Origin of the sequence: Nonomuraea jiangxiensis (assembly GCF_900099965.1) — a bacterium.
GTDB lineage: Bacteria > Actinomycetota > Actinomycetes > Streptosporangiales > Streptosporangiaceae > Nonomuraea > Nonomuraea jiangxiensis.
Genome location: NZ_FNDJ01000029.1, coordinates 49718 through 64304 on the forward strand (window position 1 = coordinate 49718; position 14587 = coordinate 64304).

Below are 14587 nucleotides of genomic sequence, written 5' to 3' on the forward strand. Positions count from 1 at the left end.
GTGACGAAACCCGTTGAGTGCGACCCCCGAGGCCGCGAACCATCCGGCGCCGGGATTCGTAGTTGAAATGAGTACTAAAGGAGACCCCATGTTCGACGAAATCCTCGGCCTGCCGGCCCACCCCTTGATCATTCACTTTGCCGTGGTGCTGACGCCGCTGCTCGTCGTCACCGCCGCGGCCCACGCGCTGCTGCCGCGCCGGCGTCCGTACGTGGCGTGGGCGGTGGTGCTTCTGTCCCTGGCCGCGCCCGCGACGGTCTTCGCGGCCAAGGAGAGCGGGGAGGAACTCAAGGAAGCCCGCTTCGCCTCGGCCGACGGCACGCTGGGCACCCGCATCGCCACCCACGAGAGCTTCGCCACCCCGCTGCTGCTGTCCGTGCTCGGGCTGGCCGTGGCCGCGCTGCTGCTCGTGTACGCCACCCACCCCTCGCGCGACTCCGTCGGCCGCGACCGGTTCGGCCGCCCGGTGACCATGCTCCTGTCCGGGGTGACGGTGGTGCTGGCCGCCGTGGCCGCCTACTACGTCTTCCGCGCCGGTGACTCGGGAGCGAGAGCGGTGTGGGGCATGTAGTCTCGCGTTGTGGAGAGCCTGTTCGATTCGGCGGCTGAGGAGGCCACCCCGCAGCCCCTCGCGGTCCGGATGCGACCGCGCACCCTCGACGAGGTGATCGGCCAGCGTCACCTGCTCGGTCCCGGCACCCCGTTGCGGCGGCTGGTGGAGAGCGAGGCTCCCATGTCGCTGTTCCTGTGGGGGCCGCCCGGCACCGGCAAGACCACCCTCGCCTACGTGGTCTCCAACGTCACCAAGCGCCGCTTCGTCGAGGTGTCCGCCGTGTCGGCCGGCGTGAAGGACGTGCGCGCCGCCATCGACAACGCCCGGCGCGAGCTGGGCATGACCGGCCGCCAGACCGTGCTGTTCGTGGACGAGGTGCACCGCTTCAACAAGGCCCAGCAGGACGCGCTGCTGCCGGCGGTGGAAAACCGCTGGGTCACCTTCATCGGGGCGACCACCGAAAACCCGTTCTTCTCCGTCATCTCGCCGCTGCTGTCGCGCTCGCTGCTGCTCACCCTGGAGTCGCTGTCCGACGACGACGTCCGCGCGGTGCTGGAGCGGGCCGTGTCGGACCCGCGCGGCCTGGACGGGCGCGCCACGCTGGCCCCCGCCGCCCTGGATCATCTCGTACGCCTCGCGGGCGGCGACGCCCGCAGGTCGCTGACCTACCTGGAGGCGGCGGCGCTGCTGGCCGACGACATCACCGTGGAGGTGGTGGAGAAGGCCGTCGACAAGGCCGCCGTGCGCTACGACCGCCAGGGCGACCAGCACTACGACGTGATCAGCGCGTTCATCAAGTCGATGCGCGGATCCGACGCCGACGCGGCGCTGCACTACCTGGCCCGGATGATCGAGGCGGGGGAGGACCCGCGGTTCATCGCCCGCCGCATCGTCATCTTCGCCTCCGAGGACGTCGGCCTGGCCGACCCCACCTGCCTGCAGACCGCGGTGGCCGCCGCCCAGGCGGTGCAGCTCATCGGGCTGCCTGAAGGGCAGATCAACCTGGCCCACGCGGTCATCCACTGCGCCACCGCGCCCAAGTCCAACGCCGTGGTCAAGGCCATCGGCGCGGCGGTCGACGACGTCCGCCGCGGCCTGATCGGCCAGGTCCCCGGCCACCTGCGCGACGCCCACTATCCCGGGGCGGCCAAGCTCGGCCACGGCGACGGCTACAAATACCCGCACGACTTCGACCATGGTCTGGTGCGCCAGGACTACGCGCCCGAGCAGGTCCGCGCCCGCCGCTACTACGAGCCCACCCGCCACGGAGCCGAAGCCCCGATAGCCGACCGCTGGGCCAGGATCCGCGACTTCCTGCGCGGCGCCTGACCGGGCCCCGGCCGTCCGCGCGGCTTCTGTCCGCCTCTCGCCTCCGTGCGGAGGCGCGGTAGAGGCGATGATCGCGGGGAATCACTCACCCTGTGAAGGCAACTGTCACCCCCCACGGCGGCCTCTTCGGCCCGGAGTCGATCACCTGGCGCATCCACACCGAGACCCCCGGCTGGCCGGCCGTGCTGCGCGCCTTCCAGCTCCAGGCCCTGCATCCGCGCACCATCCGCGGCATCGCCCAGAACTGCCTGCTCGACGACCCCGAAGTGGCCCGTGCCCGGCTGCGGCGGCAGCTCGACTTCGTCACCGTACGCACGTTCGGGACCTGCGAGCAGGCCGAACAGGCCGGTGAGCGGATCCGCCAGGTGCACGCCCGGCTGATCGGCCTGGACACCGACACCGGCGTCCTGTTCCGGATCGACGAGGAGGAGAACCTGCGCTGGGCCCACTGCGCCGAGACCGCCTCCTACCTGGAGCTGGCCCGCCGCTCCGGCGTGCCGCTCACCGCCGCCGAGGCCGACGCCTACGTGGCCGAGCAGCGGCGCAGCGCCCGGCTCGTCGGCATCGGCGACGTCCCCGGCGACGTGGCAGGGCTGCGCGACCATCTCGACGGCATGCGCCCTCACCTGGCCGCCACCGAGGAGGCCCGCGACGCGCTGCGCCGCACCGTCAGCCCGCGCCTGTCGTTCCGGCTCGCCCTCCGCACCCCGCCCCTGGCCTTCGGCTCGCTGCCCGCCGCGGGCGCGCTGGCGTTCGCCACGCTGCCCGGCTGGGCCAGGCAGATGTACGGCTGCCGCGGCGACGGCGCGGCAGGGCACGCCGCGGACCTGGCGCTCAGGGCGTTGCGCGCGGCGGCCATGGCCATGCCGGATGGCCTGGTGGAGCCGGAGATCAGAGCCGCCCGCGGCCTCATGCGGGCCCTCGCGAAAGCGCCCGGGACAGGCGTGGCGGCCTGACGGGGCCCGGCGGCCTCACCAACGTTGTCACTCGAACGCGATAGGGTCTTGGCGTTCCAGCCCAGCGTACGAGGGAGATGAGCGGATGCTTACCGCTGGAGAGGTCGCCGGTCTGATCGCCGCCACGGGCTGGATAGTCCTGGTCTGCGTGCTCGCCATGGCGCTCGTCAAGCTCGCCAGGCTGCTCACCGAGACCACCAAGGCGGTCTCCGACCTGACCGCCCGGCTGGCGCCGCTGCTCGACGACATGAGCGTCGCGGTCAACGAGACCAACAGGCAGCTGGTCGCCGTCGAGGCCATCGCGAGAGACGTCAAGCAGGTCAGCGCGCACGCGGCGAAGCTCAGCGGCGTGACGCAGACCATCTTCACCGGGCCGCTGATCAAGGTGTCCGCGCTCGGCCACGGCGTGCGGCGCGCCATCGAGGCCCGCCGGCCGCGCAAGGCGACCGCGCCGGCGCGGAGGCGACAGCCATGATCAGAAGAGTGTTCTACCTGTCGCTGGGCGCTTTCCTCGCCCTCTGGGCGATGCGCAGGCTGCAGGCCCTCCATCCCGAGCACGTCGCCCGCAGGACCGCCGGCAGCGCGGCGGGGATGGTCCGCCGGGTGAGAGACTTTACAACGGACGTGCTCGGCGAGGCCGCGGAGCGCGAAACGGAGTTGCGGGCACGGTTCGGGCTCGACAACCCTGAAGGCAACAGCTGACGACAAGCAAGACACCGATGACTAACGCAAAGGATGGCCACCATGGAGTCGGCAGAGATCGCCCGCCGCTTCCTGCGCTTCTTCGAGGAGCGTGGGCACAAGGTAGTGCCCTCGGCCAGCCTGATCGCTGAGGACCCCACGCTTCTCCTGGTTCCTGCCGGTATGGTGCCCTTCAAGCCGTACTTCCTGGGGCAGCGTAAGCCTCCGGCGTCACGGCTGGCCACGGCGCAAAAGTGCGTGCGCACCCCCGACATCGAAGAGGTCGGCAAGACCACGCGGCACGCGACGTTCTTCCAGATGCTCGGCAACTTCTCCTTCGGCGACTACTTCAAGGCGGAAGTGATCCCGTTCGCGTGGGAGCTGCTCACCAGGTCGGAGTCCGACGGCGGCTTCGGCTTCCCCGAGGACCGGCTCTGGGCGACGGTCTACCACGACGACGACGAGGCGTACGACATCTGGCGCAACCGTGTCGGCGTGCCCGCGGAGCGCATCCAGCGCCGCGGCCTGGAGGACAACTACTGGCACATGGGCGTGCCGGGTCCCGGCGGCCCCTGCTCGGAGATCTACTACGACCGCGGCGCCGAATACGGCAAGGAGGGCGGCCCGGTCGCCGACGAGGACCGCTATCTCGAGGTCTGGAACCTCGTCTTCATGCAATACCAGCTCAGCGCGGTTCGGGCGAAGACCGACTTCGACGTGGCGGGCGAGCTGCCGGCGAAGAACATCGACACCGGCATGGGCCTCGAGCGCATGGCGACGATCCTGCAGGGCGTCGACAACCTCTACGAGATCGACACCACGTACAAGATCCTCGACAAGGCCGCCGAGCTCACCAAGACCCGCTACGGGCGCGACCACCGCGCCGACGTGAGCCTGCGGGTGATCGCCGACCACGTGCGCACCGGCACCATGCTGGTCGCCGACGGCGTCCTGCCCGGCAACGAGGGCCGCGGCTACGTGCTGCGCCGCATCCTGCGCCGGTCCGTGCGCAACCTGCGCCTGCTCGGCTCCGGCGACGAGCGCTACCTGCACGAGCTGACCGATGTCGCGATCAACGTCATGGGTGAGCAATACCCGCAGCTCAAGGCCGACGCGCCGCAGATCCACGGGATCATCGACGCGGAGGAGGCGTCCTTCCTGGGCACGCTCCGCACCGGCACGGCGATCTTCGACGTGGCGGTCGAGGAGACCAAGCGCAGGTCCGCCACCACGATCCCCGGCGACCAGGCGTTCAAGCTGCACGACACCTACGGCTTCCCGATCGACCTCACGCTGGAGATGGCGGCCGAGCACGGGCTCACGGTCGACGAGGAGGGCTTCCGCCGCCTCATGAAGGAGCAGCGGCAGGCGGCCAAGGCCGACGCCGCGGCGAAGAAGACCGGCAACGCCGACATCTCGGTGTTCGGGCAGTTGCTGGAGGCGGCGGGCAAGGTCGAGTTCCTCGGCTACGACCAGACCGAGGCCGACACGAGCGTGGTCGGCATCCTGGTGGACGGCCAGCCGGTGCCCGTGGCGGGCGCGGGCTCGACCGTGGAGGTCGTGCTCGGGCGCACCCCGTTCTACGCCGAGGGCGGTGGCCAGCTCGCCGACCAGGGCGTGATCCGCACCGGCGGCGCCGAGGTGGAGGTCGTCGACGTGCAGTCGCCGATCGCCGGGCTCACCGTGCACCGCGGCAAGGTCCGCGGCGGCGAGCTCAAGGTCGGCGACGAGGCGCAGGCGGAGATCGACGTCGAGCGCCGCCGCGCGATCTCGCGCAGCCACAGCGCCACCCACCTCGTCCACCGCGGCTTCAAGAACGCGCTCGGCGAGACCGCGGCGCAGGCCGGCTCGGAAAACTCGCCGGGCCGCTTCCGCTTCGACTTCACCGCGGCGGGCGCGGTGCCGCAGAGCGTGCTGCGCGACGTCGAGGACGAGGTCAACGCCGTGCTGATCAACGACCTCAAGGTCAACGCCTTCTACACCTCCCAGGCGGAGGCCAGGGCGATGGGCGCGCTGGCGATGTTCGGCGAGAAATACGGCGACGAGGTCCGCGTGGTCGAGATCGGCGACTACTCCCGCGAGCTGTGCGGCGGCACCCACGTCCACAGCTCGGGCCAGCTCGGCCTGGTCAAGGTGCTGGGCGAGCAGTCGGTCGGCGCGGGCGTGCGCCGCGTCGAGGCGCTCGTCGGCATCGACGCCTTCCGCTTCCTGGCCCGCGAGAGCGTGCTGGTCGCCCAGCTCACCGAGCAGCTCAAGGCGCGCCGCGAGGAGCTGCCCGAGCGGATCGACGGCATCGTCACCCGGCTGCGCACCGCGGAGAAGGAGCTGGAGAAGCTGCGCTCCGCCCAGGTGCTCGAGGTGGCGGGCTCGCTGGCCGCCCAGCCACGTGACGTGCAGGGCGTCTCCGTCGTGACACACCGCGCGCCTGATGGCACCGGCGCGGACGATCTGCGTAAGCTCGCGCTGGATGTGCGTGGCAGGTTCCCGGCAGACAGGCCGGCGGTCGTCGTGATCGCCGGTGCCCCCTCTGACCGGCCAGTGGTGGTTGCCGCGGTCAATGAGGCGGGACGCGAGCGAGGGCTCAAGGCCGGGAAACTGGTGGGCGTCGCCGCCAAGGCTCTTGGGGGTGGCGGTGGCGGCAAGGACGATGTCGCGCAGGGCGGCGGCACACGGCCGGAGGCGATCGGTGACGCGCTGCGCCTGGTCGAGCAGGCCATCGCTGACGAGATCACCGGGCGCGTCGGCTGACATGAGGTTCGGTTCACGGATCGGCGTGGACGTCGGCTCCGTACGTATCGGGGTGGCCCGCAGCGACCCGTCGGGGCTGCTGGCCACGCCGGTCGAGACCGTCAGGCGGGGCAAGGGCGACCTCGAACGCATCGCGGCGATCGTCGCTGAGCACGAGGCGATCGAGGTCGTGGTGGGGTTGCCCACCTCGCTGTCCGGGCGGGAGGGGCAGGCGGCGGCGCTGGCGCGCCGCTTCGCCGCCGACCTCGCCGCCCGGCTTGCGCCGACGCCCGTACGGCTCTTCGACGAGCGGCTGACCACGGTCGCCGCGCAGCAGGGGCTGCGGGCCAGCGGCGTGAAGGCCAAGAAGCAGCGCGGGGTCGTCGACCAGGCGGCCGCGGTCGTGCTGCTGCAGGACGCGCTCGACTCCGAGCGTGCCACGGACAGACCACCAGGCAGGCCCGTCGAACCGCCAGCGGCGGCCGACGGACCTGCCTCATGAGCGCGCGCACCACGGGGGACGCGACCGCTGCCGTGCGGCACCGGTCGGCGGGGGCGAGTGGCGAGGTGGTCTCGTGAACGGGACGCCGGAGAACGAGGACGACGCCGGGGACATGATCCCGTTCCGTTCCGACGACCCGGCCGACGAGACGCCGGGCGACGAAACGTCGGCCGGCGAGGAGTTGGGTGGCGAGGCGTCGGGCAGTCAGGCGTCGGGTGACGAGCGTTCCGGGGCCGAACCCGGGCGTGCGGCCGGGCCCCAGCCGGGGGCCGGGTCTCGGGCTGAGCCCGGGGCCGAGTCCGGGGTCGGGGCTGAGGCTGGGGTCGGGACTGGGGCTGAGCGAGTGCCCGAGTCTGGGGATGCTCGTGAGCCTGACAGCGCACCGACAGCCGAAGGCGCGTCCGAGTCTGGGAGCGGGCCCGAGCAGGTGGCCGGGCAGGGTGCGGCCGAGGGCGTGGAGGCGCTCGGGCAGCGGGGTCGGGCAATGCGTAAGGCGGGGCTGGTGACCGCAGGGCTGGTCGTCGCGGTGCTGGTTCTCGGGGCGGGAGCGGTCGCGGTGCTCAAGCCGCGCCTGAGCCCCGACGACTTCGAGGGCACCGGCAGCGGCACCGTGACCGTACGCATCACGCCCGGGTCCAGTGCCGAGGCGATCGGCTCCACGCTGGCCGAGGCCGGGGTCGTGGCGAGCGCCGAGGCGTTCGTGAACGCGAGCGAGGACCGTGGGGTGACCAGCCGGCTGCGGCCGGGGCACTACCGGCTGCGCAAGGGCATGGCTGCGGGAGCGGCGCTCGACCTGCTGCTCGCGCCCACATCCCGGATCGTGCGGCGGGTGACGGTGCCCGAGGGCATGCGCACCAGCGAGGTGCTGAACCGCCTCACCAAGCAGACCGGGATGCCGCTCAAGGAGTTCCAGAGCGTCGACAAGGCTCTCGTCGGGCTGCCCGCGTACGCGCCGGGGCTCGAAGGGTTCCTGTTCCCGGCGACGTACGAGGTCGAGCCCGGCGACACGGCCGTGGACGTACTGGCGGCGATGGCCGAGCGCTTCGCCGTGGCGGCAAGGCACGTGGACCTGGAGGAGCAGGCCGCCCGGCTGAGGCTGACCCCGCTGGAGATCGTCACGGTGGCCAGCATGATCCAGGCCGAGGGCGGGACCGACGAGGACTACCCCAAGATCTCCCGGGTGATCTACAACCGTCTGGAGAAGGGCACCCCGCTGGAGATCGACAGCACCGTGCTGTACGCGCAGAACCGCCGAACGCTGAGAGTGACCGAGAAGGACACCAAGGTCGACTCTCCGTACAACACCTATCGTCACAAGGGCCTGCCGCCAGGGCCGATCGCCAATCCCGGAGAGAAGGCGCTGATGGCAGCCCTGAACCCGGCAGACGGTGATTGGCACTGGTTTGTGACGACGGATCCGGCGCATAGAATCACCAAATTCACCAACAAAGAGAGCGAGTTCGTGAGATACCGGGAAGAGTTGAACAAGAACCTCGGGACGAGATGATGTTCGACGGGACCGCCCCCGGCCCCGCGCAAAAGCCCCAAAAAGGGGCATGCGTCCTCTTTCCGTCCCTTAGCATGGCTACCCAGAGTGATCTCCGCTGGTCGTGGGAGCATGGCCAGCGGGTCCCCCAGCATTGCTCGGTGACTTCAGCCGGTCGGGCGGTTTCACTTGACGCCCAGCGGGCCGAACCGGGAGATTGGCCAGCGCACCTATGAACGATCTCGATCTGAACACATTGCTCGGCGCGGAGGACGACGAAGGTCGCCCTGGGCGCCGTACCCGTGGTTCCGGCAGGCGTGGCCGCAGGCGGCGCCGGCGGCCCAACCGAGGCGGGTTCATCGCGCCGCTGCTCGCCTTCGTCGTGCTGGCGGGCATCATCGGCGGTGGTGGCTACTTCGGCTACATGTGGGTCAACGACGCGCTCGTGCCCGACGACTTCAGCGGCAGGGGCACCGGCGAGGTCGTCGTGGAGATCAAGGACGGCCAGAGCGCCTCCGAGGTGGCGCAGGAGCTGGAGCGGCAGGGGGTCGTAGCCAGCGCCAGGGCGTTCACCAACGCGATCGACAACGCGAAGAAGAGCGGGTCGTTGCAGCCGGGCTCGTACAAGTTGCGCAAGCAGATGTCGGCCGCGAGCGCGGTGGAGCTGCTGACTCCGGGCAACCGGATGCTCGAAAGGGTGACGATCAAGGAGGGTCTGCGGCTGTCCGACACGCTGGCGACGCTGGCCAAGGAGACCGGCAAGTCGGAGGACGACTTCAAGGCCGCGGCCGAGGACGTCGGAGCGCTGGAACTGCCGCCCTACGCCAAGGGCAAGCTGGAGGGGTACGCCTTCCCGGCCACGTACGAGTTCCAGCCGAAGACCACCGCGGCGCAGATGCTGGCGGCCATGGTCGAACGCTACAAGCAGACCGCCGAGCGGATGGACCTCGACGGCGCCGCCAAGGCGCTCGGCCACTCGCCGCACGACATCATGGTCATCGCCAGCATCGTGCAGGCCGAGGCCGGCCGCCAGGAGGACATGCCGAAGATCGCCCGCGTCATCTACAACCGGCTGGAGCGTCAGCCGCAGATGAAGCTGGAGATGGACAGCACGGTCATGTACGCGCTCAACAAGTACGGCACCGCCGCCACCTTCGCGGAGACGAAGACCAAGAGCAAGTACAACACCTACCTGTACCTCGGCCTGCCGCCCGGCCCGATCGCCAACCCCGGCGACCACGCCATCGAGGCGGCGCTGAACCCGGCGAAGGGCAACTGGCTCTGGTTCGTCGCCACCGACCCCAAGAGCAACGTCACCAAGTTCGCCGCGACGGAGGCCGAGCGCCAGGCGCTGCTCGCCGAATACCGGCGGAACGGCGGCTGACGGACCCCACGACGTCCTGCCCCGCCCTGGGGTACTGCGCCGCCCCCGGGTTCTACAAGCCCCTGACGTCCGATCTGCCTTGGGCGTCCCGCGCGCCTTCGACGATGCACGGCCGCCCGAGCGAGTGCGGCCGTGCACGTGGGGGGTGGCGCGGGCGCGTGAAAGGGCGGCGCGGGCGGGTGCAAGGGTGGCGCGGGCGGGTGGAGGGCGGCGCGGGGCGCCTCGCGGCGATCAGCGGGCCGCCCGGGTGGCGGGGGCGATAGGGTCGTCCTGTTCGGATGTCGCGAGGAGTGATTTCGCGAGGAGTGTGGATGCGGGCTGCGGTGATGGGTTCGCCCATCGGCCATTCGCTCTCGCCCTGCCTGCACCGGGCCGCCTACCAGGCGATGGGGCTCGACGGGTGGACCTATGAGGCGTTCGAGTGCGACGAGGCACGGCTGCCGGGGCTGCTGCGGGAGCTGGCGCCCGTGCGCGGCCAGGGTGCGGCCGACGGCGGGGACGCCTGGGCGGGGCTGTCGCTGACGATGCCGCTCAAGCGGGCCGTGCTGCCCCTGCTCGACACGGTGTCCGAGCTCGCCGTGGAGGTGGGCGGGGCCAACACCGTGGTGTTCCGCGACGGGCTGCGGCACGGCCACAACACCGACGTCTACGGCATCGAGCAGGCGCTGGCCGAGGCCGGGGTGCCCGCGCCGCGGTCGGCGATCATTCTGGGCGGAGGGGCCACGGCCGCCTCCGCGCTGGCGGCGCTGCGCAACCTCGGGCTGTTCTCCGCCACACTGCTGGTGCGCGATCCCGCCCGGGCGGGGGAGACGGCGCGGGTGGCCGAGCGGCTCGGCGTGGCGCTGGCGGTCGAGACGCTGGACAAGCTGGATGCCATGACGGGGGTGGACCTGGTGGTCTCCACGCTGCCCGGCGGGGCGGCCGACGCCTTCGCGGCGCGGCTGGCGGGGGTGCCCGCGCTCTTCGACGTGGTCTACTCCCCGTGGCCGACCGGCGCGGCGGCGGCCGTGCGGGCGGCGGGTGGCACGGTGGTCGGCGGGTTCGCGATGCTGGTCCACCAGGCGGTGCGCCAGGTGGAGCTGATGACCGGCCGTACGGACGTGCCGGTGGAGGCGATGCACGCGGCCGGGGAAGCGGAGATCCTCAGACGCTCGGCCGACCGGACGGTTTGATCACGGCCACGCCCGCCGTGGCCGACGCCCATCAATCGAGGGCCACGTCGACCGGTTCCATGGTCGTCCGTCCGTTTCCAGGGCAAGAGGTCGCGGTGGGCGGGATGATTCGAGGAAGCATCTGTGTTGTGGTAATGTAGCTCCCTGATCGGTCCGGCATGCCTTGCTGGACGCGCAAGCGGAGGTCTCCCTCCCACCTGAGTCGCCACAAGGTGGCCGGGTCCAGGATCACGCCGGATCACTCCGGGGAGCTCGAGGTCACGAAGCCGACGAGCTCAGTGGCCCCGCATGCGCGACGTGCGGGGCTTTTCGCGTTCACGCGACGAAGCCCCACACGACGAGCACGTAGGGAACCGCAAACCTAGGAGGCCCCATCAGCACTGAGCCCCGCATCAACGAGCGTATCCGAGTTCCCGAGGTTCGCCTCGTGGGCCCGAACGGCGAGCAGGTAGGCATCGTCTCCATACACGACGCCCTGAAGCTCGCCCAGGAGGCCGACCTTGACCTCGTCGAGGTCGCGGCCACGGCTCGACCGCCCGTGTGCAAGCTCATGGACTACGGCAAGTTCAAGTACGAGTCCGCGATGAAGGCGCGCGAGGCGCGCAAGAATCAGGCGCACACGATCATCAAGGAGATCAAGCTCCGGCCGAAGATCGACCCGCACGACTACGAGACCAAGAAGGGTCACGTGGTGCGGTTCCTCAAGGCGGGAGACAAGGTCAAAGTCACGATCATGTTCCGCGGACGTGAGCAGTCCCGGCCGGAGCTCGGCTTCCGGCTGCTGCAGCGGCTGGCGGACGACGTCCAGGAGCTCGGCTTCGTGGAGTCCCACGCCAAGCAGGACGGTCGTAACATGATCATGGTGATCGGTCCGCACAAGAAGAAAGCCGAGGCCAAGGCCGAAAAGGCCGCCGCCAAGGCGCAGCGTGGCAGCGAGGACACTTCCCCACAGGAAGGATGACCCGCGGTTGGGGTTAGCCTTACACGGCGCCCCGATTCAGCCACCGGCAGACGAAGACGCCGCTACCGGGTCGGCCAGCACCGGCCCGGCCAGTGGCACGACCGAAACGAGGAGAGACGGCGACATGCCGAAGATGAAGACGCACAGCGGTGCGAAGAAGCGGTTCCGGCTTACCGGCACCGGCAAGATCAAGCGTCGCCGTGCCAACCGCGCGCACTACAACGAGTGGAAGTCGTCCACGCTGACGCGCCGTCTCAAGAACGAGGTCGTCCTTTCCGACGCCGACTCCAAGAAGATCAAAAAGCTGCTCGCCAAGTAGCGCGAACCCCCGGGGAGAAGAAACATGGCACGCGTGAAGCGGGCGCTCAACGCCAAGAAGAAGCGCAAGGTCGTCCTCGAGAGGGCGAGTGGTTACCGTGGCCAGCGGTCGCGTCTTTACCGCAAGGCCAAGGAGCAGATGCTCCACTCCATGACGTACGCCTACCGGGACCGCAAGGACCGTAAGGGTACGTTCCGCCGTCTGTGGATCCAGCGGATCAACGCCGCTGCCCGCCAGAACGGCATGACCTACAACCGCCTGATCCAGGGTCTGCGCCTGGCGAACATCGAAGTGGACCGCAAGATCCTGGCCGACCTCGCGGTCAACGACAGCCAGACCTTCGCCACGCTCGTCGAGGCGGCCAAGAAGGCCCTGCCGGCGAACGTGAACGCTCCGGCCGCGAGCTGAAGCGACGCCTGACCGAGGGCCCACCGATGACGGTGGGCCCTTTGCCGTCTGCCCAGGGCCGGGCACACACGCGGGCCGGGCACGCGGGCCGAACGCACACAGGGGGAGAGATGGCCGGGTCCGAGCTGACCAACGTGAAGTCGCCGCGGGTGAAGGCGGCCAGGCGGCTCACCAAGCGGGCCTTCCGTGATCAGGACCGTAAGTTCCTGGCCGAGGGGCCGCAGGCGGTGCGTGAGGCGCTCAAGCTCGACGGCGTGACACTGGAGCTGTTCTGCACGGCCGAGGCCGAGCTGCGCCACCCCGAGCTGATCACCGAGGCCACCCTCCAGGGCGTCCCCGTGCACCGGGCCAGCGGCGAGGTGCTGGCCGAGCTGTCCCAGACCGTCACCCCGCAGGGGCTGCTGGCCGTGTGCCGGCTCGTGCACGCCCCGCTGGAGCAGGCCCTGGACGGGGAGCCGCGCCTGGTCGCGCTGCTCGCGCACGTGCGCGACCCCGGCAACGCCGGGACCGTCATGCGGGCGGCCGACGCCGCCGGCGCGGACGCGGTGGTCTTCACCGACGCCTCCGTCGACCCGTACAACGGAAAGTGCGTACGCGCCAGCGCCGGCAGCCTGTTTCATCTGCCCGTCGTCATCGGTGCACCGGTGAGCGCCGCCGTGCGTCAACTCAAGGAGCGGGGCCTGCGCGTGCTGGCGGCTGACGGCGCGGGCAAGCACACGCTCGACGATGTCGATCTGTCGGGACCAACCGCGTGGATCTTCGGGAACGAGGCCTGGGGACTGCCGGAGGAGATACTCGCCGAGGCGGACGATGTGGTCAGAGTGCCCATCTACGGACAGGCCGAAAGCCTGAACCTGGCCACCGCCGCGGCGGTGTGCCTTTACTCCTCCGCCAGGGCACAGCGAGTGCCCTAGGCGGCTGGAAACCCGCTATTGTCGGCGGTGTACGCGGAGGAGGCGAGTTCGTGCACGGCGCAGACACCGACGGGCGGGTGGTGACCGCCGCGTGCACGATCGGCATTGACGAGCTGCCCGACGGCCTCATCGTCACCGACAGATTCGGTTGTGTGCTGGCCGTCAACCGGGCCGCCGCGAGGCTCACCGGCATCACCGCGGAGCGCGCGGTCGGCCGGCACATGAACGACGTGTTCCCCTTCCGCGACCATGACGGGCGTGACTGGTGGAAGGCGCTCGACCCGGAGGGCGGCCTGCGCACCCGCAGCCGGGTGCCGGAGCGGCCGCTGCACCTGCCGGGCGGTCAGGAGCTCTACGTCGCGGCCCGGCTGGTGCGCGAGCCCGAGCGCGCCGGCGAGGTCGAGCGGGTGGCGATCACGCTGCGCGACGGCGGCGCCCGCGCCCGGCTGGAGCGCAGCCGCGCCGACCTGGTCTCCACCGTGGCCCACGAGCTGCGCTCGCCGCTGACCAGCGTCAAGGGGTTCACGGCCACGCTGCTGGCCAAGTGGACGCGCTTCACCGACGAGCAGAAGCGCGTCATGCTCGAAACCGTCAACAACGACGCCGACCGGGTCACCCGGCTCATCACCGAGCTGCTCGACGTCTCGCGGATCGAGTCCGGGCGGCTGGAGGTGCGCCGCCAGGTCGTGGACATCCCCGCCAGGGCGCACCGGCTCATCGCGGGCCGGGTGGCGGCCGGGGAGCCCGAGGAGCGCTTCCTGCTGGTCGCCGCCGACGATCTCCCCGAAATGTGGCTTGACCAGGACAAGATCGACCAGATCCTGGGTAACCTGGTGGAAAACGCGCTGCGTCACGGGCGCGGCACTGTGACAATAGAGATCGAGTCCGTCGGATGGGGAGTTGCCGTGTCGGTGCGCGATGAGGGCGAGGGCATCGAGCCCGAGTTGGCTCCGCGTGTCTTCAGGCAGTTCTGGCGGGGCGGCAACAGCCGCAGGCGCGGTGGCACCGGACTCGGCCTGTTCATCGTGAAGGGCTTGGTCGAGGCGCACGGCGGGACGATCACCGTGCAGCGGGCACCCGAGGGCGGGGCGGAGTTTCGATTTACCGTGCCCACCGGCACGCCCGACTTCGCCACTCCGTAGCGATGGAGTCGGGCCCGGTGGGCGGGCCCACTAGACTCATTTCCGCTCAAGCC

At 70.6% G+C, this 14587-nt stretch carries 15 protein-coding genes; all 15 read left to right on the top strand.

From position 1 onward, the window contains the following. The first annotated feature begins 88 nt into the window (after window positions 1-88). Complete coding sequence (locus BLS95_RS43105; protein WP_090945390.1) at window positions 89-571, top strand: DUF2231 domain-containing protein; 483 nt, start codon at window positions 89-91, stop codon at window positions 569-571. Between the two features lie 69 nt (window positions 572-640). Further along, entirely contained in the window at window positions 641-1882 is a 1242-nt protein-coding gene (locus BLS95_RS43110) for a replication-associated recombination protein A (protein ID WP_483869881.1), read from the top strand. Window positions 1883-1974: 92 nt separating this feature from the next. After that, complete coding sequence (locus BLS95_RS43115; protein ID WP_176993684.1) at window positions 1975-2838, top strand: oxygenase MpaB family protein; 864 nt, start codon at window positions 1975-1977, stop codon at window positions 2836-2838. An 85-nt stretch (window positions 2839-2923) separates the two neighbouring features. Further along, entirely contained in the window at window positions 2924-3313 is a 390-nt protein-coding gene (locus tag BLS95_RS43120) for a DUF948 domain-containing protein (protein ID WP_090945393.1), read from the top strand. Next, window positions 3310-3540, top strand: a complete 231-nt coding sequence (locus tag BLS95_RS43125) for a hypothetical protein (protein WP_090945394.1) — start codon at window positions 3310-3312, stop codon at window positions 3538-3540. The genes BLS95_RS43120 and BLS95_RS43125 overlap by 4 nt, the downstream gene beginning before the upstream one ends. A 42-nt stretch (window positions 3541-3582) precedes the next feature. Then, window positions 3583-6267, top strand: a complete 2685-nt coding sequence (gene alaS / locus BLS95_RS43130; RefSeq protein WP_090945395.1) for an alanine--tRNA ligase — start codon at window positions 3583-3585, stop codon at window positions 6265-6267. 1 nt (window position 6268) lies between these two features. After that, a complete protein-coding gene (gene ruvX, locus BLS95_RS43135; RefSeq protein ID WP_090945396.1) occupies window positions 6269-6748 on the top strand; it encodes a Holliday junction resolvase RuvX in 480 nt (159 codons plus the stop codon). A 502-nt stretch (window positions 6749-7250) separates the two neighbouring features. Next, window positions 7251-8255: an endolytic transglycosylase MltG gene (gene mltG, locus BLS95_RS43140; RefSeq protein WP_245765643.1), complete on the top strand. Its 1005-nt coding sequence runs from the start codon at window positions 7251-7253 to the stop codon at window positions 8253-8255. Window positions 8256-8466: 211 nt separating this feature from the next. Continuing rightward, on the top strand, window positions 8467-9618 hold the full coding sequence (gene mltG / locus BLS95_RS43145; protein WP_090945398.1) for an endolytic transglycosylase MltG: 1152 nt from the start codon (window positions 8467-8469) through the stop codon (window positions 9616-9618). Between the two features lie 311 nt (window positions 9619-9929). Beyond that, a complete protein-coding gene (locus BLS95_RS43150) occupies window positions 9930-10790 on the top strand; it encodes a shikimate dehydrogenase (protein ID WP_090945399.1) in 861 nt (286 codons plus the stop codon). Window positions 10791-11181: 391 nt separating this feature from the next. After that, on the top strand, window positions 11182-11751 hold the full coding sequence (gene infC / locus BLS95_RS43155; protein WP_281250103.1) for a translation initiation factor IF-3: 570 nt from the start codon (window positions 11182-11184) through the stop codon (window positions 11749-11751). 124 nt (window positions 11752-11875) lie between these two features. Continuing rightward, on the top strand, window positions 11876-12070 hold the full coding sequence (rpmI, locus tag BLS95_RS43160; protein WP_043622108.1) for a 50S ribosomal protein L35: 195 nt from the start codon (window positions 11876-11878) through the stop codon (window positions 12068-12070). Window positions 12071-12094: 24 nt separating this feature from the next. Next, complete coding sequence (gene rplT, locus BLS95_RS43165) at window positions 12095-12478, top strand: 50S ribosomal protein L20 (RefSeq protein WP_090945401.1); 384 nt, start codon at window positions 12095-12097, stop codon at window positions 12476-12478. A 110-nt stretch (window positions 12479-12588) separates the two neighbouring features. Next, window positions 12589-13392 carry a TrmH family RNA methyltransferase gene (locus tag BLS95_RS43170; RefSeq protein ID WP_090945402.1) on the top strand — a complete coding sequence of 268 codons (804 nt, stop codon included), beginning with the start codon at window positions 12589-12591 and terminating at the stop codon, window positions 13390-13392. A gap of 50 nt (window positions 13393-13442) precedes the next feature. Then, window positions 13443-14534: a sensor histidine kinase gene (locus BLS95_RS43175; protein WP_090945403.1), complete on the top strand. Its 1092-nt coding sequence runs from the start codon at window positions 13443-13445 to the stop codon at window positions 14532-14534. Window positions 14535-14587: the final 53 nt, after the last annotated feature.

What these genes read in the sequence shown, in the direction of transcription:
- BLS95_RS43110 (WP_483869881.1), top strand. Translation starts at nt 641, where the DNA reads ATGCGACCGCGCACCCTCGACGAGGTGATCGGCCAGCGTCACCTGCTC.
- mltG (WP_090945398.1), top strand. Translation starts at nt 8,467, where the DNA reads ATGAACGATCTCGATCTGAACACATTGCTCGGCGCGGAGGACGACGAA.
- BLS95_RS43150 (WP_090945399.1), top strand. Translation starts at nt 9,930, where the DNA reads ATGCGGGCTGCGGTGATGGGTTCGCCCATCGGCCATTCGCTCTCGCCC.
- BLS95_RS43120 (WP_090945393.1), top strand. Translation starts at nt 2,924, where the DNA reads ATGCTTACCGCTGGAGAGGTCGCCGGTCTGATCGCCGCCACGGGCTGG.
- BLS95_RS43170 (WP_090945402.1), top strand. Translation starts at nt 12,589, where the DNA reads ATGGCCGGGTCCGAGCTGACCAACGTGAAGTCGCCGCGGGTGAAGGCG.
- rplT (WP_090945401.1), top strand. Translation starts at nt 12,095, where the DNA reads ATGGCACGCGTGAAGCGGGCGCTCAACGCCAAGAAGAAGCGCAAGGTC.
- rpmI (WP_043622108.1), top strand. Translation starts at nt 11,876, where the DNA reads ATGCCGAAGATGAAGACGCACAGCGGTGCGAAGAAGCGGTTCCGGCTT.
- alaS (WP_090945395.1), top strand. Translation starts at nt 3,583, where the DNA reads ATGGAGTCGGCAGAGATCGCCCGCCGCTTCCTGCGCTTCTTCGAGGAG.
- BLS95_RS43125 (WP_090945394.1), top strand. Translation starts at nt 3,310, where the DNA reads ATGATCAGAAGAGTGTTCTACCTGTCGCTGGGCGCTTTCCTCGCCCTC.
- BLS95_RS43105 (WP_090945390.1), top strand. Translation starts at nt 89, where the DNA reads ATGTTCGACGAAATCCTCGGCCTGCCGGCCCACCCCTTGATCATTCAC.
- ruvX (WP_090945396.1), top strand. Translation starts at nt 6,269, where the DNA reads ATGAGGTTCGGTTCACGGATCGGCGTGGACGTCGGCTCCGTACGTATC.